The organism is Streptomyces sp. NPDC048523, assembly GCF_043199815.1.
Classification (GTDB): Bacteria; Actinomycetota; Actinomycetes; order Streptomycetales; family Streptomycetaceae; genus Streptomyces.
Genome location: NZ_JBICWQ010000009.1, coordinates 199,929 through 225,319 on the forward strand (window position 1 = coordinate 199,929; position 25,391 = coordinate 225,319).

Sequence of the window (25,391 nt, forward strand, 5' to 3'; positions counted from 1 at the left end):
CCCTTTCTCATGAGCGAACCTCGTGCAGGAGCACCCTACTTGGCCTGGGTCCCCTCACACAGCGCAACGGTTCGGTCACCAACTCGCGTGAAGGGCCGAGACCTTGGCCGCGCCACGGGGAGGCCCGTCAGTCCATACGGCGGGGCGCCCCGAGCAGACCGGTTTCCGCGTCGGTGGGCTGGGTCATCACGTACTGCCGGTGCTTCTGTGTGCACCACAGGGCGACGTTGTCGGCGAGGGACGGCAGGGACGCGGCGTCGCCCTGGGGCAACCGCATGGACTTGCCGACCACCTGGGACTCCTGCGGAGAGATCCGCTGGACGCCGACGACGTCCGCGTTGGCCAGCAGTCGCGGCGCGGTCGGGCCGAGGTAGGGGAGCAGGGTCAGCACCGACTGCCAGGGCGCCGTGGTGAGACGGCTGCGCGGCGGGCGGATGCCCAGGTCGCGGATGATGAGCACCGGGCTGGCAGGGGACGGGCCCTGCGGGGCGATCCGCCCCACCTGGTGCACCGTCACACACTGCTGGCCGCCGCCGGCCGCCTGCGCCATCGGCGCCCACAGCTGCGGACGGGCCGTCTCCACGGCCACGCGCGTGCCGATCGCCGCCGCGCGCAGGGCGATGACCTGGGCCATCCAGGTACCCCCGACCAGCACCATGTCCAGGCGGGTGGGGCGGCACAGTCCCAGCACCGCGGGCTGGCTGTCCTGGTCGATGCCGAGGATCAGACCGTCGTCGCCGACGGGCAGGGTCAGCTGCGCCAGGACGTCGGCGTCGACGAGGTGACGCTCACGCCGGGGACCGAGCAGACCGAAGGCCTCGCGCAGCCGCCGCTCCGGACCGAGCCGGGCGGGCTCGGGGGAGCGGGGCAGATGCCCGGGACGCTGCCCGGGGAAGCCCGGGGTCGACGACGATCCGAAGCCGGAGCGCCCGGAGGGGCGGACGGTGGGAGCGGACATCAGCGGGTACCTCCCAGCGGCAGGGTGGCCAGAACTCCGGGCAGCTGCTCACGGTCGAGCCGTACGAGACCGACCTTGAACGCGGACGCCGCCCGCTCCAAGTGCTCGGCGGCCTCGCCCAGTTCGTTCTCACCGCGGCCGGTCAGGCGCACGTGTCCGGACAGGGCCAGGACCTTGCCCCGCTGCCTGCTGAGGGTGAGCGAGAAGGTGCTGGCGAGCGTGGGCGCGGAGGTCAGCGCGCCGACCAGCCGGGGGAACGCCGGCCCGGCGCCGCCGAACTGCGGCCACTTGGAGATCCAGTACGTGGTGTGCAGTCGGTCGTCGCAGCGCCAGGTACGGGTGGTCTCGGCCGTACGGCGGCCCGAGCGGCTCCCGTCCAGGGCGGCACCGCCGGTGGTGGCCATCGGGTTGACACAGCTGGACGTCGCGACGGCGCCGCAGATGTCCGACTCGCTCAGCACCTTGGCCTGCATGCCGGCCCCCATGAGCCGGCTGGCCAGCTGGTCGGCGACCCGCAGCAGCGCCCGCCGGGCGCCCTGCATGCCGCCGCCGCGGGCCGCCACGGCCTCCGGGCACAGCTCCGGGTCGAGCTTGAGCGCGACCCAGGTGATGCGCAGCCCCGGCGTCATGCTCTGGGCCTGCAACGGCCCGTAGGAACGGACCGCCATGGCCTGCGGGGGCAGGTGCGGGGCGGGCGCGGGCTGGGTGTGCTGGACGACCTGGACCGAGGCGAGCCGGATGTCGTCCACCTCCAGCAGGCCCTGCAGCAGATCGAGGGGGATGTCGCCGGTGCCGTAGGAGGGACGCAGGGGGGTGTCCGCGGCCTGCACCTGGACCAGCGCGGTGAGGAAGGTGCCGTCGCCGAGCATGCCGATCTCGCGCTGCTCGCGGTCCTGGAAGCTGTAGGTGCGCAGCGCCGGGTCGCACTCGACGGCCGGCGCGAAGCCGGGGTCGGTGCCGGGGGGCACGGGCTCGGCGTTGCGCCTGCGGCGGTCGCGGAGCGCGCGGGCGGTGCTGAACCACTCGGGCAGCGGGCGGCCTCGCCGGCGCAGCAGTCCGGCGAGGACCAGCGGTACGGCGAGCACGATGCCGACGGTGAGACCGATGGGGCGCAGCAGCCAGCCGATGAGCAGGACGGCGGCGGCCAGTTCGAAGCCGATCAGCTGCTGGACCCGGATCGGGCCGATGCTGCCGGGGCGCCGGGCGAGCGACGGCGAGGCCGGACTCGGGGGAGCGGACCGCTGTGCCGGTTCCGGCACCTGCCCTGGCCCCTGGTTCTCCTGGGTACGACGGCTGCCGTTGCGGCGCCGGGACCTGGTCGCAGTGCTCATCCCCCGGTACAACCCCTTTGCATTGTCTGGCCGCGACTCGAGCTGGCGGCGGATCACCGTACCCCGTACCGTACGGTGCGATCGTCACACGGCATAGTAGAGGCCCCTGCAGGAGCAAACGCCACGGAGTACCGGGCGGCCCTGGGGAGTTCCGCATTCGGAATCAAAGCGAAAAAACGGGGAGTTGACCCATCGATGGCGACACGTCGGGATGAGCTGAACGCTTACTCCTTCGCGCGCAGGCGCACGGTGGCGGCGTTTCTTCAGCCGTCTCCGCACGGTTCGGAAGAGGCGGCACCGCGCCCCCTGAAGACCGTCCTGCCGAGTCTCGGTGTGGCGGCGCTGGTGCTCATCGGATTCGGCGCCTGGGGCATGCTCAGCCCGACCGCGCCGAAGGGCTGGGACCAGCAGGGCAAGAACATCCTCGTCGGCAGCGAGTCGACGACGCGCTATGTGCTGGTGAAGACCAAGGGCGAGAACAAGCTCAGCCTGCACCCGGTCCTCAACCTGGCGTCCGCCAAGCTGCTGCTGAACGGCGAGAACCCCCAGGTACTGAAGGTCAAGGAGTCGGTGCTCGACAACAGCAAGTACCCGATGGGCGCCACCGTCGGCATCCCCTTCGCCCCGGACCGGCTGCCGTCCGCGGAGGACGCGAAGACGGCGAAGACCTGGGCGCTGTGCCAGGCACCGGGTGAGGACGGACAGCCCGTCAGCGCGACGTACGTGCTGGACAAGAGCGACGACACCAAGCTGTTCCAGAAGAGCGGCGGCCGGCTGAAGCAGGACCAGGTGCTGTACATCGAGGGTCCGACGGACCCGACGATCGGGCACGGCCAGCGGTTCATGGTGACCTCCGACGGCAGCGCCTATCTGATCGGCGGCAAGCTGTGGCGGCTGATGACCGACGACCAGATGCAGGACATCGAGCGTGCCGTGTTCGGTGACGGAAAGCAGCCGCAGAAGGTCAGCGCGGCCTTCGTCAAGACGCTGAACCCCGTGGGCACCCTCGACTTCCCCACCCTGCAGGACCTGGGGGCGCAGGCGGGCTCGGAGGCGCACATCGAGGGCCTTCTGCCCCAGTACTCCAAGGTGGGCCTCGTCCTGGAGGCGCCTTCCGGCAGTTCGACGCAGAAGTTCATCGTGCTGAAGGACGGCGTCAAGGCCGTCTCCGACTTCACGGCGCAGATGTGGCTGCGCAACCCCTTCATCAGCGCCGTGTACGCGGCCACCGACCCGGAGCCGGTGAAGGTGAGCTTCAACGACATCCAGCCGGAGACGGGCGAGTGGCTGAAGGAGAAGAACTGGCCCGCCGAGTCGGTCAAGCAGGCCAACACCGTCTGGGAGCTGGGCGGCGAGAAGACCTCGTGCAGCATCTGGCACGGCGGTGAGAAGAACCCGAAGACCGGCAGGCCGCTGATGTCCGTGTGGACCGGCCAGGACTTCCCGAAGGACGTCTCCCAGAGCGGTTCGCGGACCTACGTCTCACCTGGCAGCGGCCTGCTCTTCAAGCGCATCACCGGCACCGACGCCGGCGGCGGCAGCACCTTCCTGGTGACCGACACCGGCCTGCGCTACTCGATCCCCGCTCGCAACGACAGCGAGGTGACGGGCGGCGAGAAGGCCGACAACCAGTCCCAGCAGCAGACCAACACCTCTCAGGTCCGGCTCGGTTACGGCAAGATCCGCGCGGCGTCGGTCCCGGCGACATGGGCGGACCTGCTGGCGGCGGGGCCGGAGCTGAGCAGCGGCAACGCGGAGCAGGCGCAGGGGTCGTAGCCCGCGCATCGGGTTCCGAGTCACTCACTCTTCACGAACGCACTTGTGAACGTGGTGAGTTGACTTCATCGCGATCTTGATACAAGTCCCAACTGATGTTCGCTCCGTCAGCGGATGCGACTAGAGTGGAACCAGACCGGACGGGATACGCCTGCCACCATTCGGTGTCGGCGTTCCGAGTGAGGGTCTACTCAGAACTCCTACGTCTCATGGGGGACACAACATGGCTGGACAGCAGTTCACCATGACCGAGGAGGAGATGGTCGCTTTCAGCGGCAAGATCTCCTCGGTCAACTCCTCGATCCAGGGCGAAATCTCCCGCCTGCAGACTGTGATCGACACGATCACGGGCGGCTGGAAGGGCTCGGCGGCCACCGCGTACAACAACCTGCAGTCGCAGGTGAACCAGGATGCCAACAAGATCAACCAGATCTTGAACGACATCAAGGAAGCGATCGACCAGAGCACCAAGGCCTACGCGGCTTCGGAAGAGGAGCAGCGCGCGTCCATCCAGAACATCGCGGCCTCGTCCCCCTTCGGATGATCGGACCCGTGCGCCGCGGCGCACGTCCGTGACCGACCATCCACACATCCGAGGAGACATAGAAGAGATGTCCGGGCAGATTCTTGTAAATTTCGCCACTATCTCCCAGGCCGCGCAGGACGTCCGCAGCACCGCGGGCAAGATCCGTACGCAGCTTGACGAGCTGGAGAGCGGCGTCAAGCGCATCTCCGCCAGTTGGGAAGGCACGGCGCAGGAGTCCTACCGCGCCAAGCAGGCCGAGTGGGACCAGCGCGCCGCCTCCATGCAGCAGACGCTGGAGGCCATCGCCAAGGCCCTCGACAGCGCCGCCCAGAACTACCAGGCGACCGAGTCGAAGAACGCCCAGATCTGGGGCGGCTGACGTGACCGCTTGATGGGGGCGGGTGCGCTGTCGCGCACTCGCCCCCATCGGCGATTCACGGGGCGTACGGACCTTTCCGCTCAAAGCCGGTTCATGCGTCCCGTACAGAAACAAAACGGGAGGACGTAACACAGTGGGATCCGGGGCATCGCGCGTCGCGCGTCGGAGCGCCGCAGGCACCGCCGCCGTGGCGGTGCTGGCCTGTGGGCTGCCCTTGGCGGGGGCCACGCCGAGCACCGCCGCCGAGCGCGTGCGGACCACCTTGGCCGACGACGACGTGCGCTTCCAGGTCGACGACACCAGCTGCTCGTTCCCGTCCGACGTCATCAAGGGAACGCCCTGGTCGCTGCAGCGCGTGGTCCTGGACCAGCTGTGGCAGGCCACCAAGGGCAAGGGCGTCAAGGTCGCCGTCATCGACACCGGTGTCGACACCGTCAACGCGCAGCTCAAGAGCGGCGCGGTCGCCAACGGCAAGGACTTCCTGCACCCCGGCGGCAACGGCAAGTCCGACAAGGTGGGCCACGGCACCAAGGTGGCGGGCATCATCGCGGCCAGAAAGCTCGACGGCACCGGTTTCGTCGGCCTCGCCCCGGAAGCGACGATCCTTCCGATCCGCCAGAACGACGACCAGGGCAGCGGCAACGTCGGCACGATGATGCAGGCCATCAGGTGGGCGGCCGAGCAGGGCGCCCAGGTCATCAACATCTCGCAGGACACCGCCTCGAAGATGGACCCGTCGGTCGACGACGCCTTCCGTTCGGCCATCAAGTTCGCCCAGTCGAAGGACGCGCTGATCGTGGCCGCGGCCGGCAACGACGGTGCGGACGGCAAGGTCAAGGAGACGTACCCGGCGGCGTACCCGGGTGTCCTCGCGGTCGCCGCCTCCGACCGCAACAACGCCCGCGCCCCCTTCTCCCAGTCGGGGCCGTTCGTGGGCGTCGCGGCACCGGGCATCGACATGGTCTCGACCGTCCCGGTGGGCGGCAACTGCGTCGACCAGGGTACGAGTTTCGCGGCGCCGTACGTCTCGGGTGTCGCGGCGCTGATCCGCGCCAAGCACCCGAAGTGGACCTACAAGCAGGTCATCACCCAGATCGAGCAGACGGCGGACCGGACCAAGGCGGGCCGCGACGACTTCGTGGGCTGGGGCGTCATCGACCCGGCGGCAGCGGTCAACGACGACACGACGGAACCCTCCGCCGCCGGCCCGAAGCCGGACTCGGCCGGCGGCCCCGCGGGCGGCGCCGACGTCCAGGCCGCGACACTGGTCCTCGGCGAGACCGAGCAGCAACGAACGGAACGCTACGCGCTGTACGTCCTGGCGACGGGATTCGCGTTGGTGCTGCTGCTGTTCGGGGGCGGACGGGTCCTCAGCGACTGGCGGCGCAAGCAGGGTGTGGGTAACAACGTGGAGTCAACGGGGAGCTGAGCATTATGGCTGAGCAGTACAAGGTCGATCTGAGTGAGATCGAAGGCACGATCACCAAGCTGAACGCGGTCCTCAAGAACATGTCCGCGTCCAAGGCGAGTGTTCAGAACAAGACGTACCTGCCGCAGGGGGCTCTTGGGACTGGCTTCGGGGAGGCCGAGACGCTGTACACGGCTCATGCCCAGATGAAGGAAGTCCTTGAGGGTGTTGTCCAGTATCTGGAAGACCTGTTGGATGACTTCGGGCAGAAGACGAAGAAGACGCACGATGCGTTCAGTGATGCCGAAGCGGATAACTACGCCGCATTCCGGGGGAAGTAACAAGTGTTCTGCTACATGGAGATGAGGGGACACTAGCCATGGCAGACAAGGGCATCGGAAGTTTGGAATACGTTCCGGCCAACCAGTGCTTCGCGGCAAAGCCCACCACGAAGTTCGGGCTTGAGTGCGACATGGACCAGATGAAAGCAATGGTTCAGAGCGCGGATGCAGGAACCGTGAAGTCGGTGGCGCAGGGTTGGGCCGACCTCAGCCATGACCTCATCGGAGGTGGCGGTATCAAGGAGAGCCTTGAAACCGCTGTGCAGCACGTTCTGGCGCATTGGGAAGGTCAGAGCGCGGACCTGTTCAGGCAGCGGGCGCAGGAGATCAGTAAAACGATCACCGATAGCGCTGGCTACGCGGACAACGTCGCGGCGTCCCTCCGAGGCGCGGCTGCGATCCTTTCCAGGGTCAGGGAAACGGTCATGGCGATGGAGAAGCCGGGCAAGCTCTCCAGCGCGGCGGACTTCGTAGGAGATCTTGGCGATCGGGATGGGGGTCCGGCTGCTGACAACGCCCTTAGGAGTGGGGCCAGTTCGGGGGATGTTCTCGCCAATAAAGAGGGCAGTCTGTCTGCAGGGCGAGAGGCTCAGCTCAAGATGGCTGAGCAGATGGAGATTTTGGGGGCGGCTTACAACAGTCGGGCCCTTGAGATGGGGAAGTGGAAGGGCCGTCTTGAAGATCCCCAGGACTATCCTGGCGATCCCAGCGGCGGCGTTGCCCCTGCTCCCGTGATCATGCCCACAGGGACCGCAACAAGAAGCCCGCAAAAGGTAACGGCGGGCGCTGCTCGCAGTGGTGGACAGACCAGCACGATCGGCTCGTCCAAGGCTGTGTCCCCGCCATCGGGCATTACGGGTGGTGCCCATAAGCCGTCGGACATTACGGGCGGTGCCCACAAACCCTCGGTCTCACAGCCTCAGATCGGTACTGCGATTGACGGCGTTTCCGGCGGTCACACGGGTGCGCCCACAACTGGCGGCATCGGTACGGTCGGTGGCGGAACCGCTGGCGGCGGTGGCGTCGGTGGTGGTGGTTCAGGCGTCGTCGGCGGTGCGGTCGGCGGAACCGCTGGAGGCGTCGGCGCCGCTCGCGGCGGCATGGTCGGTCGTGCTGGCGCTGCTGGGGGTATGGCAGGTCGTGCTGGTGCTGGCGGTGTGGGCGGCGCAGGCGCTGCCAAGGGTGCAGCCGGACGGGTAGGAGGCACGGCTCGTGGTGGCGTAGTGGGTGGCACGCCCAAGTCCGGTACAGGCGCGGGCAGGGGCACTGCCGGCGGTTCGGGCCTACACAGCAGCCGCGGTGCCGCAGGCAAGGGAGGAGCCAGCGCCGTTCGCAAGGGGGGCATCGCTGGCGCCCCCGGTTCGCGCACAGGCCGCCGCAAGGAAGACGAACAGCACGAGGGCGAGCGTCCCGACTACCTGGTCGAGGACGAGGAGACCTGGACCCCGCAGACCAACGCGGCCCCTCGAGTCATCGAGTAGTCGTCTGAGGTCCAGTGGCAAGTGACAGGATGCGTGGGCGTGGTCAGAAGACCACGCCCACGTTCGGTAACGGGAGATGGAAAACGGAATGGCCTTCAAGCGAACGGCACGTGCGCTGAGTGTTACAGCATTGACTGGCGCTCTGGTCCTGGCAGCGGCTCCGGCTTCCTTTGCCGACCAGACCAGAGATGACCAGTGGGCGCTGGACGCATTGCAAGCCGAATCGGTCTGGAAGGTCTCCACCGGCAAGGGCGTTACTGTCGCCCTCGTTGATGATGGCGTTAACGCTGACCATATCGATCTGAAGAACAACGTGCTCCAAGGGCGAGACTTCGAGGACAACGACGACGATGCAAGCCCTGAAGGAAATAATTCGACGTCGGGGCATGGCACGGCAATGGCTTCGATTATTGCTGGTCATGGGCATGGTTCAGAAGGAGATGATGGCGTCAAGGGGTTGGCCCCGGACGCTAAGATCCTCCCTATTCGGTCGGGCACAGATGGATATGCGGATGCGATCCGATACGCCGTGGATCAGGATGCCTCGATCATCAATATCTCCGAATTTCAGACGCAGGATCTCCCACAAGACCGAGAGGCTGTGGCGTACGCGCTCGCGCACAATGTCTTGATTGTTGCAAGTTCGGGCAATAATGGTAGCTCCAATATTAATTTTCCAGCGAAATACCCCGGCGTGCTGACTGTCGGGGGTGTGGACAATGGTGGAAAAGTCTGGGAGAAATCCAACTACGGGCCTGAGGTACTTCTGACTGCGCCAGCTACTCGCATTGTGCACGCAGGGTGGCCAGGGAATAGTAAGCTCAGTATCGGAGATGGAACTTCAGACGCTACTGCCTACGTGTCTGCTGCCGCAGCGTTGATTCGAGCGAAGTTCCCTGATCTCACGGCGGGACAGATTGCCAACCGGCTGGTGAAGACCGCCGTCATCCCCGCATCAGCCAAGGGTATTTCCCTCCCGGACCCGAAGTACGGCTACGGTATCGTCAACCCGCTGGAGGCGTTGACGAAGGATATTCCCGCAGGCTCTCAGGACGGACCGCTCAAGGTTTCAGGGGCTGAGAGCTCTTCCGCTGCGCCGGGCACTGATCAGTCCGACGTCGGCTCCGCTACAGAAAACGAAAAGGAAGACTCGAAGCAAATGCTCTTCCTCGTCACCCTGGGTATTGCAGCCCTGGTAGTTATCGGCCTCATCGTGCTCCTGATTGTGAAGCGGTCCCGACGGAACAAGAACAACAATGATGGGCCCGGGGGGCCGGCCGGCTACCAGCAATACGGTCAGCCCCTCCCGCCGCAGCAGAATCCCTACCAGCAGCAGCCCACCCCACATCAAGATCAGTGGCCTCCGCAGCAGTAGCCGCAGGTCGCCACCGTGGATCCCCTGATTGGTACTTGCCGGGTGAGTCTGGTGCTCAGTCGCATCACGCCCGCTCTCTTTTGCATTTCTGGGGACACTCAGGCAACTCGAATTATGGAGACGCGTCTTTCCGAGTTGTCAACATATGGACATATGAATGTGCGAGTAACTGGCTTGAGTGCCCACTTTGAGACTCGTAGGGAGTTTTGTGTCATCCGTGCAGCCGCCTAGCGACCACTGGCCGGGGCAGGCGCCCCAGCAGGACGATCAGCGACAATATTTCTTGCAGTCGTCCTGGCAATCTCCGCCGCAGCCCCCACCACCTCCCCGCCGGAGTCTTCTACGCAAGATTCTCATCGCTGGTGCCGGAGTAGTTGCGTTTACGGTTCTCGCACTCACGAGCCTGCTCGTTTATGGAAAAATGACTTACCAAGCGCCTTCGGACGATGAGAAGTACGCTTCGTCCGTAGGTAGGCTCTTTGACGATCTTAACGAGGCTCTCAAACAGAAGAGTGAGACGTCTTTTGTCTCCCACTTCAACGGTGCAGCCAAAGACAAGCAGCGCAAGGTTTTTCGTAATCTGGTAAAGGTCCCTTTCGTGGTGGCGCGATTTGAGCCGCTCAGGGAGGCGGCAGCAGCGGGCTACGAGGATGTCGTCTTTGTTCATCAGATCGAGGGCGTCGATGTCGTCCCCGTGTATGAGCAGTACACGTGGAAGCTGAAGTTTGATTACAACTCTGAGTCTCCGTTTTCCGTCAGTGAGGTCCGTGAAAGTGATGACCCCTGGATGGGGTTGGATGCGACGTACTATCCCGCGCCCTGGGACGTCTACGACGACATGACTGTCGTCAAGCAGGGCAGAGTACTGGTTGTCTCGGACAAGAGGTACGCAGATAGTACCCGGCGTTATGCTCCCTACATCTTCCGCGGGGGTGCTGAAGACTTCTCCTTCTGGGACCAAAAGGGGCCATCGGATGTGTCCGTAACCAAGGGCGCATTGGTGATTCTGGAGCCGAACCGAAAGGTTTACAATCAGTTCTTTTCAAGGGATGAGGAAAATGACTCCCTGGAAGCTGGTTCTACCGTATCGGTGCCGGCGTACGAATCGAAAGCCAGGGAGAGGCTTCAATTCGGGTCGCGGGTGATCATGGACTCTTCGCTCCGTAGGTTTACGTCTAGTGCGTGGCGAGACGGGGTGGAGCGCATCAGCCGTCATGAGATCGCGCACGCGATGCTCGCTCACTTTTCACACCCCTCTACTTGGCTCGCTGAAGGTTTCGCCGAGTTCATGGAGCTTCGGGGAAATCCCAGTGCTGCCCGACTGGATGCCGGTTCGCTGAACGGGTACGCCTTTAGAGGGCTTCCGCCGTCCGGCGGCGAGGATTTCTACTCGGATGACGGACGCGAGAGGGCGGGAAATTACACGCTGTCTCGGCTGGCGATCCAATACATGGCAGAAAAATACGGTGAGGGAAAGGCGCTCCGTTTTGTTGCACTCTCTTATGCGGACCCAGCGAGCGAAGGGAAGCTTTACGTAACTCTGTTCGGACTGGACGAAAACAACTTCTGGTCGCAATGGGCTTCATGGGTTCGTTCGGAATTCCCGGGTATCGGCAGTTGATAGTCTGCTTGCGCTGCCAACGTTTTTCTGCACCTCGTTGCACCTAGATGGGCGTCTGGCGAAGCAGGGTTCACGAGGCGCTCACTCTTATGTCCAGCAAGATGTGGGGATCGAGAACGAGTGGCTGTCGGAATTCAGTGCGTCTGGCCCGGCACCACGGCAGGGCCCCTCGGCTCGGGCGATTGAGCGCGGCGCATTGTCGATTGGGCCTCCAAGCCAAGACCTGGAAGATCCTCCGCGACTTCCGACTCGTTGGTGACGGAGTCCGCCGTGCCGAGCTCGGCATCGCCCGCATGCACAACCTCGCCCGCGCCGGATAGCCCCACCGAACAGTGGACCGAGGGCGGCGGGGTAGTGGGCAGGGCCTGACTTACTCGAATGACATCGCACTCGACGGTCAGTTGGATCTGGGGGGAGAAGGGCGGTCCTGCTCGGTCCGTGTGCGTACTGCGATGTGTGGGTACCGTCGAGATTTCGGAGAAGGGTTCCTTCGAGATCATCCGCAAAGGCAACGACATCTGGGCCAAGGCCGACTCGACGTTCGCCAAGGGAATGAACTCGGCGCTCGGCAAGACCGCTTTCTCCACCGGCAAGTGGACCCATGGGACACCGGGCAACGCGTTGATGGCGAAGCTCGTCAGCTGGTGTCACCAGGAGCAGTTCACTGCCCCCGACACGCTCGATGCCGGCAGCAAGGCGACCAAGGGCAAGGTGACCACGGTGGACGGTCAGCAGGCGATTCCGGTCGTGCTGGCGGAGAAGGGGGAGTCCGTTACGTGGTAGGTGGCAACCACCGGCAAGCCGTACTTCATCAAGGTGGACAGCACCCGTGACGACATGCAGGACCGCACGAACTCCGACTTCGGCGGGTCCGTGGGTGCGAAGGCGCCGGCCGGACCGGTCGTGGAGGCGCCGGCCGTCTGATCTTCGGTGAGCGGCTGACGGCCCGGCGGGCAGGTGCCCGCCGGGCCATTCGCTTCCACTCTCCCGTCCCACAGTGCGGCCGACAGTGGGCCCCCGAAAGGAAGATCCGGTATCTTTCGGCCTGCTGATTGGCATGTCCTTGCCTGGGGCGCCGAGCGCGAGCTTCGGCCGGAGTGGGCACCTCACGTCGTACGGATGCGACGAAATCCGTGGTCGAGTGAGCGAACCGGGCATGTCCACCACTTTCACAACGGGGATGGGACAAGGGATGAGTACTCCCTTCGATACGCCGCAGCACAGCGGATCCACTCGGACGCGGCTGAACTCCGTGCCCGCAGAGGGCGGTAGCGGAAGCGGCGGTGGCGGTACCAACGTCGACACCCAGCGCCTCGACGAGGCAGCCAACGCGCTCGTCGAGCTGCGCGGTGCCACCGAGAACGCCGACAACGGCGCCGACGACGACTGCCTGAGCGCCTCCCGGGGGCTGAACAAGCACAGTGCCGGGGGCATGGCCGAGGCGGGTTCCTGGGCCACCGCCGGTTCTCTGGTGACCATGGACGTCCGTTGGGGCTCCCAGGTCATCAACCTCAAGCGCCTGCTCCAGGACATCAGCGACAAGCTCCACACCACCTCCGGCCACTACACCAGCACCGAGCAGGAGGAGCAGGCCCGGCAGCGCTCGCTCGGCACGCCCTTCGGGTGAGCGGGGCCGCCCGGGCGGCTGTCGTAGTACCGCCCTGGGCGAGCCCATCGAGTCGGACCGGAATCCCCTCACAAGGAGCAGTCGCACATGGTGTCCATCCCCTACCTCGACAAGGCCGACCTCGGCCCGCTGGCCGACGCCGCCGCCTCCTGGAAGGCGCTGCCGGCCAAGTACGACGCGTTGCAGCGGGAGTTCGAGCAGCGGGTCATCAACCACCTCAAGGGCCACTGGGAGGGTGACGCCGCCGAGGCCGCCTTCGTCACCATGGGCAAGGCCCGTACGGAGTACGAGAACGCCGCCACCGAGGCGGAGCGCATCGCCAAGCTGCTGCTGGACGCGCACGGCGAATTCGCCGCCTCCCAGAAGCAGTTGCACGCCCTGCTCGACGAGGCCCGCACCGACCACTACAAGGTGTACGACGACGGCCGCGTCGAGGACGTCGACTCGCGCTGGGACAGCCCGACCGCCTCCGCCTCGCCGGGCTTCGCCGAAGAACGCAAGAAGAAGCTGGACTCGCTCGTCTCCCGGCTGACGCGCGTCCTGGAGGTGGCCACCGCCGCGGACGAGGCCGCAAGCTCGGCCCTGGAACGCGATGCCAACGGCGACAGCCAGTCCTTCAACACCAGCGTCTACACCACCCTCGACGCCGTCGAGGCCGACCAGGCCGCCGCCCTGATGAACAAGAAGGGCCGCCTCTCCGACGCCGAGATCACGAAGCTCAACCTGCTCCTCTCCGCCAACAAGAACGACCCCGAGTTCTCGAGGGACTTCGCGGTCAAGACCGGTGGCGAGAACATGCTGGGCAAGTACAACGAGCTCATGAGCCCGCCGGTCGGCACCACGCTCTCCAAAGCGCAGCTGACCCAACTCAAGGAGCTCAAGGCGAACTTGGGCACCACCATCGGAACGGCGACCACGTCGGACGATCACCGCAAGGGCGGCCCCGACCCGGAGATTACCAAGTTCCAGAACGACCTGCTCAAGGCGGGCCAGCGCGACTTCAACGCCAACCCCACCGAGTCGCCGTACGGCCTCAGCGGCTACCAGCTCACCAGCAGCCTGATGAGCGAGGGCAAGTGGGACAAGGACTTCCTCCAGGACTACGGCGACGCGCTGATCACCGCGGACAAGAACGGCGCCAACGCGGGGCAGAACCCGGACGCCTACTGGGGGTACCCGCGGACGCTGGGTACGACCAACATCGGGGCGCTCGATCCGATGGCCGGGTACATGGACGCCCTGGGGCACAACCCGGAGGCCTCCACCGAGTTCTTCGGCTCTGAGACCTCGGTCAACGGCGAAAAGGTCGATCACTACGATTACCTGATGAAGGACCGGCACTGGCCGGATGGTGGGGCCTACACGGGTGACCCCAAGAACCCCAGCGGCTACAACAACCTCGGTCACGCCCTGGAATCCGCCGTGACGGGACACTCGTACGACAGCAGTCCTTCGGCGGAGACTCCGGCGCACAACGAGCAGCAGGCCGCGCTCATGGAGAAGGTCGTCCACGACGTTTCCAAGGACGACGGGCTGGCCCACGACGGGATGCAGGACAGTCTGGGACGCATGGCCGGTGAGTACATGCCGGACATCCACCAGTCCCTGACGAACGACCAGTCCGACAATAAGGGCGAGTTCTATCCCCTCTCCGGCACCCGGGCCGTGTTTGACGAGCGGGACACCTCCCGCTTCCTGATGACTGTGGGGAAGGACCCGGACGGCTACGCGGCGGTCAACCTCGGCGAGAGCGCGTACACGTCGAATCTCATCGACTACCACCTCCAGCACCCGGACGCTTTCAAGGGCTCCACGGACACCGCGCTCAGGGAGATCGCCAGGTCCTCCGGCGAGGTCCAGGGCAGCATCGCGATCGGCCGACGGGAGTCGGACATCGGCACCGGTGTGGAGGCCGACAAGTCGTACAACGACGCCATGGGGCGCGCGGGCAGCTACGCGGCGGGCATCGTGGGCACCGGCATCGGCGTGGGCACCTCCTTTATCGCCACGCCCGCCGTCGGTGCCGGAGTGGGCGGTATCGCCACGACGGTGACCGGAGACCTGATCAACCAGATCGTCCAGGGATCCGAGCGGGACACTCTGGGCGACACGGTGTACTCCAGCGGCGCGGACTGGGAGAACTCGAAGCACTCCACCACGGCTGTGCTCCAGGACGCCTACCAGAACTCGGCGGAGGCCCAGGGCAAGGGAGACGTCGCCGACTACAACAACATCCTGGCCAACGAGGTCGAGCAGGGCTTCCAGTCGGCCGAGAGCAACCTGAATGGTTACGGCCAGGACAAGAGGGGCACGGGCCAGGGCTGAACCGGGAAGCCTGAGGCGGCCCGGCGGTCGCGGCGGTGCATGCAGGTTCGGTCGTTCGTCACAAAGACAGGGATCATGTCGGATGAAGTGGGACTCTCAGGCTCTGTTCCGAGGAACGGGAAGACGTCGGCTGATCGGTTCCGCAGTGACGCTGGCTGTCCTGGGGGCCGGGTACTACGGATTTCAGGCCCAGTACCCGGCTGCCAGGACGGCACGAGCCTGTAGTGGGATGCTCGCGGTCGACTCGGTACTGGACCTCGCGGGAAAGTCGAAACTCTCCTTGCTCGGTCTGGGATTCGACGTCTCCAGTCGGCAGTTCGACGTGTCGGGCGATGTGACGGAGCCCGTCGGTCTGGCGACGCGATGCACGGTCGACGGCATCGAGATCGCCGTCGAGACCGCGGCCGGCGCCCAGAATGCCTACGGCGCCTATCAGGACGATGAAAAGACCACCCCCGTGCCCCTGAGCGGCGGGTGGCAGGGGCTCATGGTCACCAAGAACGACGAGGCCACCACGTCGGTCCTCCTGAGCTGCAAGAACTGGTCGCCGAACCAGGGCAGCGGAATCCTGGTGACGGTCGATTCGCCGTACGACGTCGACGTCACCGAGGCGGTACGCCTCAAGCTCGCCCGGGCCGCCACGGGGACGGCACAGCGCGCGGCGGACAAGACCGGCTGCGACACTGAGCCGGGAGACACAGGAAAGCTGACCGCTCCCGTGACCGTCGCTCGGACGGTGTCGGCCGGTGCCGCCACTGGAACCTGTAAGGGGATGACTTCCGCGTCGACGGTGCGCGAGACTGCCGCCGCGAAAGCGCCGGTGGAGGAGTGCGTCCTGGTGGGGAGTCTGCGACTCGTCGCCGCTTACGGCCCCTTCAGCGACGCGTCCGAAGCGGTCGTCAACGGCAAGTACGGGGGGCATGACAAGCCGTCGGGGGTCGACAGGTCCACGGCCTGGACGTCAGTAACCTGCCTGGGTGCCCTGGGCATCGGCTATTACCACGCTTCGCCGGTCGAAGGCAGCGACCGCAGGTTCACGTCGGACCCGCTCACCCAGAAGGAGAGAGCGGATCTGGAGCACTTCGCGGAGTGGTCGGCGGCCCGCCATGGCTGCGGTGCACCGGCGGCTCTGCCCTCTTGAGTACGGACGTCGATCACGGGACGGGCTGTCCGGCGTGGTCTTGTTGACGTCGAGACCGCCGGGGGCATTGTGTTACGGAAGCCAGCCCGGACCAGATCGGTGTCGGCCGCAATCGCCCCGTTTATCCGCACACCGACTTCCATGTGTCCCCGAATGTCGTGGAGAGGTCGATGCCGGTCGGTTCGATAACGTGCTCCTCCGCCCAGACGATTACCGGGCGCTGGGAAGCGCTGCGCTCGCCGGGTGTGGTTCCGCCCCGCATCGAATCGGCGATCTGTTGGTCGGTGCCGCTGTAACCGTCGATGGTCTGCTGGAGCTTGTCCGTGATGATGCCGGCATCCTTGACGAGTCCGCCCATATCGCAACCCCAGGACGAGATGAAGTGCTCGGCGGCCTGGGTGAACTTCTCCGACCCGGTGTTGCCCAAGCGCGCTGCAGGTGACCGGGATGGCCGCTCACATCTCGGTTGGCGGTCACTCCGCACAACTCCTGGTGAGAGGCGCCCTCGGCGGCAGATTGCTCGCCGAGACGCTGTCGAATGCACCGTTGATCACTTGCCGATTCGATCCTGCGCGGTGCCATGGTCCGCACCCCGGATCGGGGCGGACAGACGCCTCATGCCGACGGGTTGACGCCGTCCCTCCTTCGTGTGCTGACACGTGACTCTTCGCTCGCTCTCGTGTTGCGGAAGTGCACGGCGAAGTCTCGTGGAGAGAGGGAGTGGGGAGCGGCGCATGTCTGGTGACTTCTACTTGGATCCGCAGGAAGTGACGCGGCTGGCCAGCGCGTTCGAGACGCGGGGCTATGACCTGGCGAGTGCGGTCAGGGCATTTGAGCGTACGACGGGGGCGGAGCAGATCCACGATGGTTTCGGGTTTCTGACGGAGTCCGAAGAGGTCACGTCGGCGTACGTGGACTTGGCCGCCGGGATGGTCGAATCGTTGGGGAATCTGGCTCGCAGCTTTGAGGAGCTGAACCAGGCTCTCAAGGACAACGCGAAGAATTCCGAAGCGGCGGACGAGGCTCTTGCCGGGCTGTTCAAGGGTGGGAAGCCGTGAGCGAGGAGAGCGTCGCCGAGAAGATCTACGAAGCCGGGATCGAGGTGGTCAATCCCGGCGGCCGTCCCGATGTGCTGCGTGCGGCGGCCAAGGGGTGGCGCACGATGGGGGAGGAGCTGGAGGAGGCGTACGGCGCGCTCGACAGGCGGGTGCGGGGCGTTCTCGGTGAGCATTGGCGGGGGGAATCCGCCGGGGCGTTCCGAGAGTACTGGGAGAAGGTCGGGAGAGCGGTCGAGGAGACCGCGCCGCTTTTCGAGCAGGCGGCGAAGGGACTTGAGGAGGCTGCCGACAACATCGAGGAGATCAATGACGAGATTCATCAGATCTACCTCGAGATCGGTGTCTCGATCGCGGCGTCCGTCGCGCTGTCCTTCGTCACGGTCGGCTTCTCGGCGGCGGCGGGAGCTGCGAATGCCATGCGGCTGGCGGCGCAGGCGGCGAATGCCGCGTCGAAGCTGGGGCAGTTGCTCGGCGCTGCCGCTCGTGTCTTCCGAAGCATCCGCACATACGTGGGTCTGAGGAAGTGGTTGAGCCTGAGCGTCGAACTGGGTGTGCAGTGGGCCGCAGGGACAGGTTCCGGAGTCGCGACGAACCTGGCCACGGGGGAGAAGCCTGAGTTCGCCGGCAACGCCCTCAACGGCGCGGTCGGCGCCGTTGGCGGGATGTTCGTGGCGGGTCGGCTGACCTCACAGCTCGGTGGGGGCGCGATCGCGAACGTTGCGGATGGCGTCACGGTGGGCATTGGGTCTTCGGTCGCCGGTGACACCCTGAACAACCTTTGGAGTGGAGAGCGGTTCGACGGCTCTCAGATGGCGCTTGGAGCCCTCGCCGGAGGGCTCGGCGGCGGAGCCGGGAGCGCGGCCGTGCATCGAGCCACAGACGGGCATACGTTCTCAACCGCGCACAACCTCGTGGGCGATGTGGCCACCAATGCCCCTATCGGCTTCGGACTCGGCGCTAGTGGCAACCTCACCAAGGCCGCCGACGGAGCGGTCAACGGCGATCCCAACGCGGACAAGGAAGAAGACAAGCCCGGCGCAGTCACTGACGCACGGCACGGTGCGAGTCAGGATGCCAGGGCCTTGCGGGGACGGCCTGACCCCCAGCGGTACGGAGCGTTCGGATGAGCCAGGAATGGACGTTGGAAAAGGGGGTGAGCGGTGCCCGGTACTTCCCGCGCTGCGGGACGTTCGTCACCGTGGCCACCCCACTCGCCCTGGTGGCCCTGACTGCCGCCTGGCTCTTCCTGGGGGCCACGCCGGTTCGCACAGCCGTGCTGTGGGGCTCGCTGGCACTGCTCACCGCCTGCGTGGTGATCTGGGCGGTGGCGGTCAAACACGCAGGCGCTAAGTCGCGCAGCGAGACCTACCAGTGGGCCGTGCAGGCCGCCTCGGTGCGAGCGGGCTCCGCCGCGGGCACCATTCCGTTGAGACTGGGCGGAACCCGCCGCATGTTGGTTCGCTCCGAGGGTCTCCTGGTCGCCGGCTCCACCCTGGTTGCTCTCTGGGCGACGCTCATCGTCGCCGACGCGCGTGGAACGGGCACAAGCGCGGTGCTGGCTGATGCCGGTGCGGTGATCGAGCAGCGTGCTGTCGTGAAGATCGAGAAAGAGGACGCGGGCAGCAGCTTCCGCTCCTCAGCGACGGCCGACTACACCGTCCTGCTTCCCCCTTCTTCCGGAGGGGAAGTCGTGCCGGTGACGTTCCGGGCGGACACCCACCGGCGCCAGGGCATCGGCAGCAAGTTGTACGTGGCGTCTGTACCGGGGCAGCCCGAACTTGGCGCCATCGGCGATGATCAGCTTGCCGAGGTAGAGCGCCAACTTGCCGGGCGGGCTCTGGAGCATGGCAGCGCGTGGCTGATCGGCGCGGTCTGGGTTCTGGCTACTCTCGCCATGGGCATCGGCTCGTGGGCGACTGGAAGTCTGCGTCGCCCCGCCCGAACCGTCGACCCGGCCTGGCAGTCCCTGCGAGTCGCCGTCAGCGGCACCGGAGAGCACACCGACGAGCCACCGCCCGGAAGCCCGGACGCGGCTGATGAGAAGAAGCGCCGGGAAAACACCCGTAAGTTGCCATGTCTTGTGCTGGAGGGCCGTGGCCGGGAGATCCCCTTCCACGTCCCGATGGGACTGGACGCAGCCGGGGCCGCCCTGACCGGCGTACAGGGGTGGCTGCTCTGGCATCCCCAACAGCGCCGTGGCGAAGACGTGTTGGCCGAACTCGTCGGTGACGACGGCTGGCAGTTGCCGGGTGCTGTCCCGGTCCAGGTGGCTGAGCGGGTCGAGGAGGCGGGTGTCATGGAACCCGCCCGACCGGACCCCGAGCGGCGGGTCCAGACCCTGGACCTCGGCGCCGGTTGGCTCGTGACCGCGTCCGCGCCGGTGGTCGTGGGGTTCGCGGTGGCCCTGGCGTGCCTCACCGCGCTGCTGCTCGTCCCGGACGGTGGCGCTTGGCGGGTGTGGACGGCGGTGGCAGGCGTCTTGGCGCCCCTTGCCGGTCTCACCGTCCAGGCCGTGGCGAGGATGGACCACGGAGACGGAGACACGGCGGAGGGGTGAGAGGCGACGGTGAACAGGCCTCTCTCTCATCGGCCGCACCGGAGGAAAAGCCGGCCCCGGCAGGCCCTGACCGGACGAACAACGCCCCCGACCCCCCGACCCGACCCGTCGTCCTGACCCTCTCAGTAGGTTCCCGTCGCCCATGTACCGGCGACGGGAACCTACTGCGCAACAACAGCCCCTCCGTCAATCCGTGGTCGGGAGGGCCACCAGCGTGTACGGCGTCTCCCCGTAGACGACCGAAGGGTTCGGCTCGGACACGTAGAGGCGGTCCTCGTGCCAGTAGGGCCGGGCCGCTGTCGACATGCCCGTGCGGACGTCCACCGGGTACTCGACGACGGTCTTCATCGCACCGTCCTTCGCGCCGAACTCCACCAGCTCGGGGCCCTTGTCGTTGTCGTTGGTGGTCTTGTAGGCCAGGATCCGATCACCACCGGCGGGCAACGGATAGAACGACCTGAACTCGACCGCGTCGGTCTTCCACAGCTCCTTGCCGCTGTCGAGGTCGTACGCGGCCAGCAGCTCCTTGCTCTTCTCGCCGCTCACGCCGATGACGAAGGTGTCACCGAAGACGCCCGCCTCCGACCAGGGGCCGCCCAGTGAGTCGTGGGTCATGACGTACTCGGACGGTGTGGCGGGGGAGAACCGGCTGCGCACCTTCCCCGTCGCGTCGTCGAGGGAGAAGAGGGCGTCACCGTCGTCGCCGTGCCGGAGCAGGACGACGGGAGAGGTCGAGATGACGTCGCGGCCCTCGATCTCGCCGAAGCTGTCCTTGGGGACCTTGTGGTGGTACGTCCAGCGGGCCTGCCCGGTGGCCGGGTCGATCAGCGAGACCTCGTCCCAGTTCTGGCCCCAGTTGGGGTCGTCGAAGTCGCTGATGTGGCAGCCACGGACCCGGATCAGGGCCTTGCCGCCGGTGAACTCGCCGCTGGGGCAGTCCTGCGTCGCGAACTTCTTCGGGTCCCAGGCCGTCGTGCCGTCGGCCGCCTTCAGAGCGAGCGTCACCTTCGCCGCGTTGACGACGACCACCTCGCCGGCCCGGGCGACCGACACCTTGTCCTTCGATGTGGTGTCACCGGGCTTGAGGTCCTTGTTCCAGAGCTCCTTGCCGGTGGCGAGGTCGTAGGCCACGAGGTGGTCGCAGGCCTTGCCCTCGCCGTAGGCGACGATCCCGATGTCACCGGAGGAGTTCTCGGGCGCTACGCACGCCTCGCTGCTGTCGCCGGGCAGGGCCGTGGCCCACACCTGCTTGCCGGTGTCGAGGTCGTACGCCTTCACGCCGTTCGGCAGCGTCTGGACCACCGCCTTGTCGGTGAACCAGGTGCCCCGCGTCTTCGCCCCGAGGACCGCGTCGACGTCCTCGCCCCGCTGCTTGGCGGTCACGCTCCACAGCACGTTGTTGCTCGCCGAGCCCACCAGCATGTACCAGGCCCCGAAACCGGCCCCGCACAGCACGAGCGCGGCCATGACGAGCAGCACGATCATCCCGACCGGCTTCTTCCGCGCGTTCCCGGGCTGGGCCGGACCGCCGGGGCCGCCTGGCCCGGGATACCCGTACGGCTGCGGAGGCTGGGGCGGGAACCCGTAGCCCTGCGGCCCGGGTTGCTGGAGATGGCCGTAGCCCTGCGGGACCCCGTACCCCGGCGGGGGCGCCTGCTGCGGCCCGCCGTACCCATAGCCGTACGGCCCAGACGGCGGACCCTGCGGCGGCGGACCCTGCGGTGGCGCCCCTTGCGCCGGTGCCGGCGGCTGCTGCGGATACCCGTACCCCTGAGGAGGAACCGGCGGAGGAACCGGCGGCGGCTGCTGCCCGTACGGCCCGGCGCCCCCCTGGCTGCCGTCTGCGCTCATCAGCTGTTGCTCCTCACGTAACTCGCCCAGGCGGCCTCGAACTCGCTCTCCCCCATGCCGGTGGCCTTGCGCAACTGCTGGTCGAGACGGCTCGGGTGGCGGTACTGGTCGGTGACGAACCGGAGAGCCGCGGCCTCGCCGTTCTTCGCGGCCATGAACCGGATGGCCAGGTAACTGACCGTGTAGTTCGTGGAGACCTCGTCCCCGGCCCCGGGATCCTCGGGCAGCGAGCCGCTGAACTTCTTGCCGGTGACGTCGTTGCGGATGTTCCACGCGCCGAGCTCGCTGTCGAAGCGGAACGCCACGTAGTCGGCGAAGCCCTCCACGACCCACCAGCGGGTGTTGGACTCGGTGGCGAATCCGCCCGAGGCGGCCTCCAGCGGTTGCACGACGGCATGGGCGAACTCGTGGTGGGAGATCTCCTGGACGAGCTTCGGCCAGTACGTCGCGTTGGTGAAGCGGCTCCCGGACATGTCCATCTTGACCCGGGCGCCGCCGTATTCCAGGTCCTTCTCGTCGCCGCCGAACCCGGCGTCGAAGGTGGGCATCGCCACGCTCTGGCCGGCCTCCCAGTCGACGGACCGCGAGCCGTACAGGGAGGAGTAGGTCTTGCGGTCGGGTTCGAGGACGGTCACGAAGCCCGTGGGGGTCTCGGTGTCCTCGGGCCCCTTCGACTTCCACAGCTCGATGTCGTCCTTCGCCGCCTTCTCGATGTAGGGCGCGTAGCGGTCCGTGTCGGCGGCGTGCTTCTTGTCCGAGATCGTCAGCGTGTGGGCCTTCTTGACGACGTGCATGTCCTCGTAGAGGTCCCAGGGAGCCGGGTAGAACACATAGCCCTTGGCACCGAAGGCACCGGGCGCGGGACCCACCTTGGTGATCCGCGGCTCGGCGTCCTTCGACGCCCGCTTGATGATCCACCGGTACCACTCGGACACCGGCCGGACGTCCACGTCCTGGATCTTGTGGACGAAGGCGACGTCGAGGGCGACCGAGGCCCCGTCGCCGTACTCGTCGGTGCTCGTGCCCGTGGTGTCGAGGATCGAGTACTCGGCCTGCGTGAAGGGGATCTTGCGCAGATTCTCGAAGAGGCTCTTCTGCGTGTCCCTGGCCTCGCCGGTGAAGGGAGCGAGATACGTGTCCTCCGCACCGCTCCGCAACGCCTGGCTCCGGCCGTCCAGCAACTCCTGGATGTCGTCGGGGCTCAGCAACTGCTCGCCCTGCGCGTTGCCCGCCGCGGTGGGCAACGCGTCGCCGCCGAAGGCCTGGTAGGCGGCAAGTCCGCCGATGCCGAGCACTGCGAGGACTGCCAGGACGACCACGGCGATGACGGCCTTCTTCAGGCCGTTCCCGCCCTGGTCACCGCCGCCTCCGCCGGGAGGCTGCGACTGCGGGTACGGGTACGGCGTGTGGGGCGGTCCCGGCCAACCCTGAGCCGTGGCGGGCGGTTGCGGCGGATGGCCGTAGTGACCTGGCGCGGCCTGGGGCGGGTACGGCACGCCGGCCTGTTGCGGCGGCCACCCGCCCTGCTGCGGTGGATAGGCGCCGCCCGGCCCTCCGGGCGGCGGAGGGTAAGACATGAACTCGGTCCCCCATGAGTCTCGATGATGCGTGGGGGCCCGCAGAGAAATGGAGCATGACGCTCAAGTGATCAACAGTTCCCCCGTAATGCTCATGACACCCTATAAGGGCGTCGCTTCCGGTCAATGCCGCACGCCCTCGTCCACCGAGGTCTTCGACGCGGCAGAACCGGACAGGCGGTGTCTCACCGCTCCCGAAGCGCGTCCGGCCGCAGCTGTACGGCGTACAGACCCTCGGGGTCACCGACGAGGAGCCGCCCCCCGGGTGTGAGAGAGAGGGCGGTGCACGGCCGCAGCAGGGGCAGGACGCGCAGGGTCCCGGAGAGCACGTGCCACAGGTGCAGTTCGCCGTCGCTCCAGGCCACGGCGAGCACCGGACCGGCCGGGGTGTCGGCCGCGCCGAGGGCGGTGACCCGATACCGGCGCTGCTGCACCGGGACGGGCATCGGCTCGGCGGAGGACGCCTCCCACAGCCGCACCGAGCCGTCCGACGCGGCGCTGAAGGTGAGGGTCAGCCCGTCGGCGGTGTCGACGCAGGTGGCGGCGGTGACCGGATGCTCGTGCACCTGGCAGGTGCGCGGGGTGTCCTGATAATCGCGCAGGGACCACACGTGGACCGTGCCGCCCTGGTCGCCGACGACGGCGTACGGCCCCTGCGGGCCACCGTTGCCGAGCGCGCTGACCTGGGACTCCTCGTCGGCGAGGGCTGCCGCGCCATGGTGCTCGGCGATGTGCCCGAGCACGAACGCCGCGGTCGGGTCGTCCTCGGGCACGAGCGGCAGCAGTGCGCCGGACCGGTCGAGCAGCAGCACCGAACCGGCGTCGCGCGGGGCGACGGAGTCCGGCCGTACGAAGGACGGCGGGAAACCGGCGTCCCCACGTACCGCCCCACGTACCGCCCCATGGACCGCCCCGTGGGCTCCGGCCGGCGCACCGCTGTCCACCTCGTAGGTCCGTGACCGCCCTGCGGCATCGGTCGCCAGCACCCGTCGCTCCTCGCCCGGCACCAGGGCGAGCGCGCTCACCGCGAGGCCGGGCCGGGCCCACGCCGTGGTCCACCAGTGACGCTCGGCGAGGGGCTGAAGGTATTCGGCCAGGGCCGGGTCCGTGTCCACGGCGGCGGTGTGCAGCAGGGCGGCCCGTTCGGCGCTGTCGGTGTGATACGCCGTCAGTTCGGGTGCCGCCCGCCTCCACACCTCGCGCAGCCGCCCGGGTACGGGGATGCGCTCGTCGGCGAGGAGGGCGGTGAGCGCGGCGGCCGAGCCGTGGACCAGGAAGCCGGGGTCGGTCAACAGGTCGCGCACGGCTGCCCCTTGGTCCCCGGCGCGCAGTGCCGCGTCGAGGATGTGGCGGCGGACCTGGTCGGGCGCACGGGACCAGTCCGGGCGGCCGCCGGAGGTGTGCGGGACCGCAGCGAGGAGCTCCGGGTACGGGGTTTCGCCGTCCTGGAGGTCCGTGTACGAGGTTCCGCCGCCCTGGAGGTCGGTGTACGGCGTCCCGCCGCCCAGCTCGATGACCTCCGCACCGTCCGCCGGCAGCAGCTCGCGGTCGCCCACCTCGACCGCCGCGCGCACATGGGGCAGGGACAGCAGCGGCTCCAGCACCTCGGCGACCAGGGTCTCCGGTGCCGCCGCCGGCAGATCCGAGGGGCCCGCCCCTGCCCGGTGCAGGTCGGGTATGAGGAGCAGCAACGGACGCTCGTCCAGGGCCACTTGGTCCAGCAGGCGGGCCGGGGACTGCGGGCCGTAACCGAGCTGGCGCCCCAGTTCCCAGGCGAAGGTCTCGGCGGTCAGCCCCTCGGAGGGGACCGTGGCATGGACCGTGATCCCCGGCCGCTCGACCGTCCCGGCCAGGAACCAGGCGAGCAGGCGGCTCTTGCCGCTGCCGCCGGCGCCGCGCACCAGACACAGCCGGGGCCGGGCCCCGCTGCCGTCGGCCGCCCAGGCGAGCAGTCGCTGCCCGAAGGGTCGGCCGGCCTCGTCGATCGGCGGCCAGGAGGCGATGTCCGCAGTGACGGCACCAACGGTCATGACGTGCTGAATCCCCTCTACCAGGAACC

Annotated in this window: 22 protein-coding genes and 1 pseudogene; 17 read left to right on the top strand and 6 right to left on the bottom strand. The window is 67.1% G+C overall.

The window, feature by feature from the left end:
* Positions 1–127: 127 nt before the first annotated feature.
* Both ACGFWE_RS36445 and eccE read right to left on the bottom strand, forming a co-directional pair.
* Positions 128–958 carry a hypothetical protein gene (locus ACGFWE_RS36445; protein WP_393604417.1) on the bottom strand — a complete coding sequence of 277 codons (831 nt, stop codon included), beginning with the start codon at positions 956–958 and terminating at the stop codon, positions 128–130.
* Positions 958–2,289 (bottom strand): type VII secretion protein EccE, encoded by a 1,332-nt coding sequence (gene eccE / locus ACGFWE_RS36450; RefSeq protein WP_393604419.1) that lies wholly within the window; start codon positions 2,287–2,289, stop codon positions 958–960. Before eccE ends, ACGFWE_RS36445 begins: the two co-directional genes overlap by 1 nt.
* A gap of 195 nt (positions 2,290–2,484) precedes the next feature.
* On the opposite strand from eccE, the gene eccB reads away from it, so the two are divergent.
* From eccB to ACGFWE_RS36520, 14 genes and pseudogenes are all read left to right on the top strand, one after another.
* A complete protein-coding gene (eccB, locus tag ACGFWE_RS36455) occupies positions 2,485–4,065 on the top strand; it encodes a type VII secretion protein EccB (protein WP_352389523.1) in 1,581 nt (526 codons plus the stop codon).
* 223 nt (positions 4,066–4,288) lie between these two features.
* Positions 4,289–4,609 carry a WXG100 family type VII secretion target gene (locus ACGFWE_RS36460; protein ID WP_007385064.1) on the top strand — a complete coding sequence of 107 codons (321 nt, stop codon included), beginning with the start codon at positions 4,289–4,291 and terminating at the stop codon, positions 4,607–4,609.
* Between the two features lie 67 nt (positions 4,610–4,676).
* Entirely contained in the window at positions 4,677–4,970 is a 294-nt protein-coding gene (locus ACGFWE_RS36465) for a WXG100 family type VII secretion target (protein WP_057616722.1), read from the top strand.
* Between the two features lie 133 nt (positions 4,971–5,103).
* The gene (gene mycP, locus ACGFWE_RS36470) at positions 5,104–6,399 is read left to right on the top strand and encodes a type VII secretion-associated serine protease mycosin (protein WP_393604422.1); all 1,296 of its coding nucleotides are present in this window, start codon (positions 5,104–5,106) and stop codon (positions 6,397–6,399) included.
* A 5-nt stretch (positions 6,400–6,404) separates the two neighbouring features.
* Positions 6,405–6,719, top strand: coding sequence for a hypothetical protein (locus tag ACGFWE_RS36475; RefSeq protein WP_393604424.1), 315 nt, complete (start codon positions 6,405–6,407; stop codon positions 6,717–6,719).
* Between the two features lie 38 nt (positions 6,720–6,757).
* Positions 6,758–8,200: a WXG100 family type VII secretion target gene (locus tag ACGFWE_RS36480; protein WP_393604426.1), complete on the top strand. Its 1,443-nt coding sequence runs from the start codon at positions 6,758–6,760 to the stop codon at positions 8,198–8,200.
* An 88-nt stretch (positions 8,201–8,288) separates the two neighbouring features.
* On the top strand, positions 8,289–9,575 hold the full coding sequence (locus ACGFWE_RS36485; RefSeq protein WP_393604428.1) for a S8 family serine peptidase: 1,287 nt from the start codon (positions 8,289–8,291) through the stop codon (positions 9,573–9,575).
* Positions 9,576–9,996: 421 nt separating this feature from the next.
* Positions 9,997–11,196, top strand: a complete 1,200-nt coding sequence (locus ACGFWE_RS36490) for a hypothetical protein (RefSeq protein WP_393604430.1) — start codon at positions 9,997–9,999, stop codon at positions 11,194–11,196.
* A gap of 218 nt (positions 11,197–11,414) precedes the next feature.
* Positions 11,415–11,516 (top strand): annotated as a pseudogene (locus tag ACGFWE_RS36495) (IS5/IS1182 family transposase); the annotation flags it as partial.
* Positions 11,517–11,652: 136 nt separating this feature from the next.
* Positions 11,653–11,979: a hypothetical protein gene (locus ACGFWE_RS36500; protein ID WP_393604432.1), complete on the top strand. Its 327-nt coding sequence runs from the start codon at positions 11,653–11,655 to the stop codon at positions 11,977–11,979.
* Entirely contained in the window at positions 11,980–12,120 is a 141-nt protein-coding gene (locus ACGFWE_RS36505; protein WP_393604434.1) for a hypothetical protein, read from the top strand.
* 268 nt (positions 12,121–12,388) lie between these two features.
* A complete protein-coding gene (locus ACGFWE_RS36510; RefSeq protein ID WP_352389529.1) occupies positions 12,389–12,823 on the top strand; it encodes a hypothetical protein in 435 nt (144 codons plus the stop codon).
* Positions 12,824–12,910: 87 nt separating this feature from the next.
* Positions 12,911–15,148 carry a hypothetical protein gene (locus tag ACGFWE_RS36515; protein WP_393604436.1) on the top strand — a complete coding sequence of 746 codons (2,238 nt, stop codon included), beginning with the start codon at positions 12,911–12,913 and terminating at the stop codon, positions 15,146–15,148.
* Positions 15,149–15,377: 229 nt separating this feature from the next.
* Positions 15,378–16,289 carry a hypothetical protein gene (locus ACGFWE_RS36520; RefSeq protein WP_393604438.1) on the top strand — a complete coding sequence of 304 codons (912 nt, stop codon included), beginning with the start codon at positions 15,378–15,380 and terminating at the stop codon, positions 16,287–16,289.
* Positions 16,290–16,410: 121 nt separating this feature from the next.
* On the opposite strand, the gene ACGFWE_RS36525 is transcribed toward ACGFWE_RS36520, so the two are convergent.
* Positions 16,411–16,716: a hypothetical protein gene (locus tag ACGFWE_RS36525; RefSeq protein WP_393604440.1), complete on the bottom strand. Its 306-nt coding sequence runs from the start codon at positions 16,714–16,716 to the stop codon at positions 16,411–16,413.
* 307 nt (positions 16,717–17,023) lie between these two features.
* Between ACGFWE_RS36525 and ACGFWE_RS36530 the strand changes: the two genes are divergently transcribed.
* The 3 genes from ACGFWE_RS36530 to ACGFWE_RS36540 all read left to right on the top strand — a co-directional run bounded on the left by ACGFWE_RS36530 (position 17,024) and on the right by ACGFWE_RS36540 (position 19,904).
* Complete coding sequence (locus ACGFWE_RS36530) at positions 17,024–17,347, top strand: hypothetical protein (RefSeq protein ID WP_393604442.1); 324 nt, start codon at positions 17,024–17,026, stop codon at positions 17,345–17,347.
* The gene (locus tag ACGFWE_RS36535) at positions 17,344–18,474 is read left to right on the top strand and encodes a WXG100 family type VII secretion target (RefSeq protein WP_352389535.1); all 1,131 of its coding nucleotides are present in this window, start codon (positions 17,344–17,346) and stop codon (positions 18,472–18,474) included. Before ACGFWE_RS36530 ends, ACGFWE_RS36535 begins: the two co-directional genes overlap by 4 nt.
* Positions 18,475–18,566: 92 nt before the next feature.
* A complete protein-coding gene (locus tag ACGFWE_RS36540; RefSeq protein WP_393604444.1) occupies positions 18,567–19,904 on the top strand; it encodes a hypothetical protein in 1,338 nt (445 codons plus the stop codon).
* A gap of 186 nt (positions 19,905–20,090) precedes the next feature.
* On the opposite strand, the gene ACGFWE_RS36545 is transcribed toward ACGFWE_RS36540, so the two are convergent.
* The 3 genes from ACGFWE_RS36545 to ACGFWE_RS36555 all read right to left on the bottom strand — a co-directional run bounded on the left by ACGFWE_RS36545 (position 20,091) and on the right by ACGFWE_RS36555 (position 25,362).
* A complete protein-coding gene (locus ACGFWE_RS36545; RefSeq protein WP_393604446.1) occupies positions 20,091–21,755 on the bottom strand; it encodes a PQQ-binding-like beta-propeller repeat protein in 1,665 nt (554 codons plus the stop codon).
* A complete protein-coding gene (locus ACGFWE_RS36550; RefSeq protein ID WP_393604448.1) occupies positions 21,755–23,332 on the bottom strand; it encodes a hypothetical protein in 1,578 nt (525 codons plus the stop codon). The genes ACGFWE_RS36545 and ACGFWE_RS36550 overlap by 1 nt, the downstream gene beginning before the upstream one ends.
* Before the next feature lie 185 nt (positions 23,333–23,517).
* On the bottom strand, positions 23,518–25,362 hold the full coding sequence (locus tag ACGFWE_RS36555; RefSeq protein ID WP_393604450.1) for a hypothetical protein: 1,845 nt from the start codon (positions 25,360–25,362) through the stop codon (positions 23,518–23,520).
* Positions 25,363–25,391: the final 29 nt, after the last annotated feature.

What these genes read in the sequence shown, in the direction of transcription:
- ACGFWE_RS36515 (WP_393604436.1), top strand. Translation starts at nt 12,911, where the DNA reads ATGGTGTCCATCCCCTACCTCGACAAGGCCGACCTCGGCCCGCTGGCC.
- ACGFWE_RS36530 (WP_393604442.1), top strand. Translation starts at nt 17,024, where the DNA reads ATGTCTGGTGACTTCTACTTGGATCCGCAGGAAGTGACGCGGCTGGCC.
- ACGFWE_RS36510 (WP_352389529.1), top strand. Translation starts at nt 12,389, where the DNA reads ATGAGTACTCCCTTCGATACGCCGCAGCACAGCGGATCCACTCGGACG.
- ACGFWE_RS36475 (WP_393604424.1), top strand. Translation starts at nt 6,405, where the DNA reads ATGGCTGAGCAGTACAAGGTCGATCTGAGTGAGATCGAAGGCACGATC.
- ACGFWE_RS36460 (WP_007385064.1), top strand. Translation starts at nt 4,289, where the DNA reads ATGGCTGGACAGCAGTTCACCATGACCGAGGAGGAGATGGTCGCTTTC.
- ACGFWE_RS36520 (WP_393604438.1), top strand. Translation starts at nt 15,378, where the DNA reads ATGCTCGCGGTCGACTCGGTACTGGACCTCGCGGGAAAGTCGAAACTC.
- ACGFWE_RS36545 (WP_393604446.1), bottom strand. Translation starts at nt 21,755, where the DNA reads ATGAGCGCAGACGGCAGCCAGGGGGGCGCCGGGCCGTACGGGCAGCAG.
- eccE (WP_393604419.1), bottom strand. Translation starts at nt 2,289, where the DNA reads ATGAGCACTGCGACCAGGTCCCGGCGCCGCAACGGCAGCCGTCGTACC.
- ACGFWE_RS36485 (WP_393604428.1), top strand. Translation starts at nt 8,289, where the DNA reads ATGGCCTTCAAGCGAACGGCACGTGCGCTGAGTGTTACAGCATTGACT.
- eccB (WP_352389523.1), top strand. Translation starts at nt 2,485, where the DNA reads ATGGCGACACGTCGGGATGAGCTGAACGCTTACTCCTTCGCGCGCAGG.
- ACGFWE_RS36465 (WP_057616722.1), top strand. Translation starts at nt 4,677, where the DNA reads ATGTCCGGGCAGATTCTTGTAAATTTCGCCACTATCTCCCAGGCCGCG.
- ACGFWE_RS36555 (WP_393604450.1), bottom strand. Translation starts at nt 25,362, where the DNA reads ATGACCGTTGGTGCCGTCACTGCGGACATCGCCTCCTGGCCGCCGATC.
- ACGFWE_RS36550 (WP_393604448.1), bottom strand. Translation starts at nt 23,332, where the DNA reads ATGTCTTACCCTCCGCCGCCCGGAGGGCCGGGCGGCGCCTATCCACCG.
- ACGFWE_RS36445 (WP_393604417.1), bottom strand. Translation starts at nt 958, where the DNA reads ATGTCCGCTCCCACCGTCCGCCCCTCCGGGCGCTCCGGCTTCGGATCG.
- ACGFWE_RS36480 (WP_393604426.1), top strand. Translation starts at nt 6,758, where the DNA reads ATGGCAGACAAGGGCATCGGAAGTTTGGAATACGTTCCGGCCAACCAG.
- ACGFWE_RS36490 (WP_393604430.1), top strand. Translation starts at nt 9,997, where the DNA reads ATGACTTACCAAGCGCCTTCGGACGATGAGAAGTACGCTTCGTCCGTA.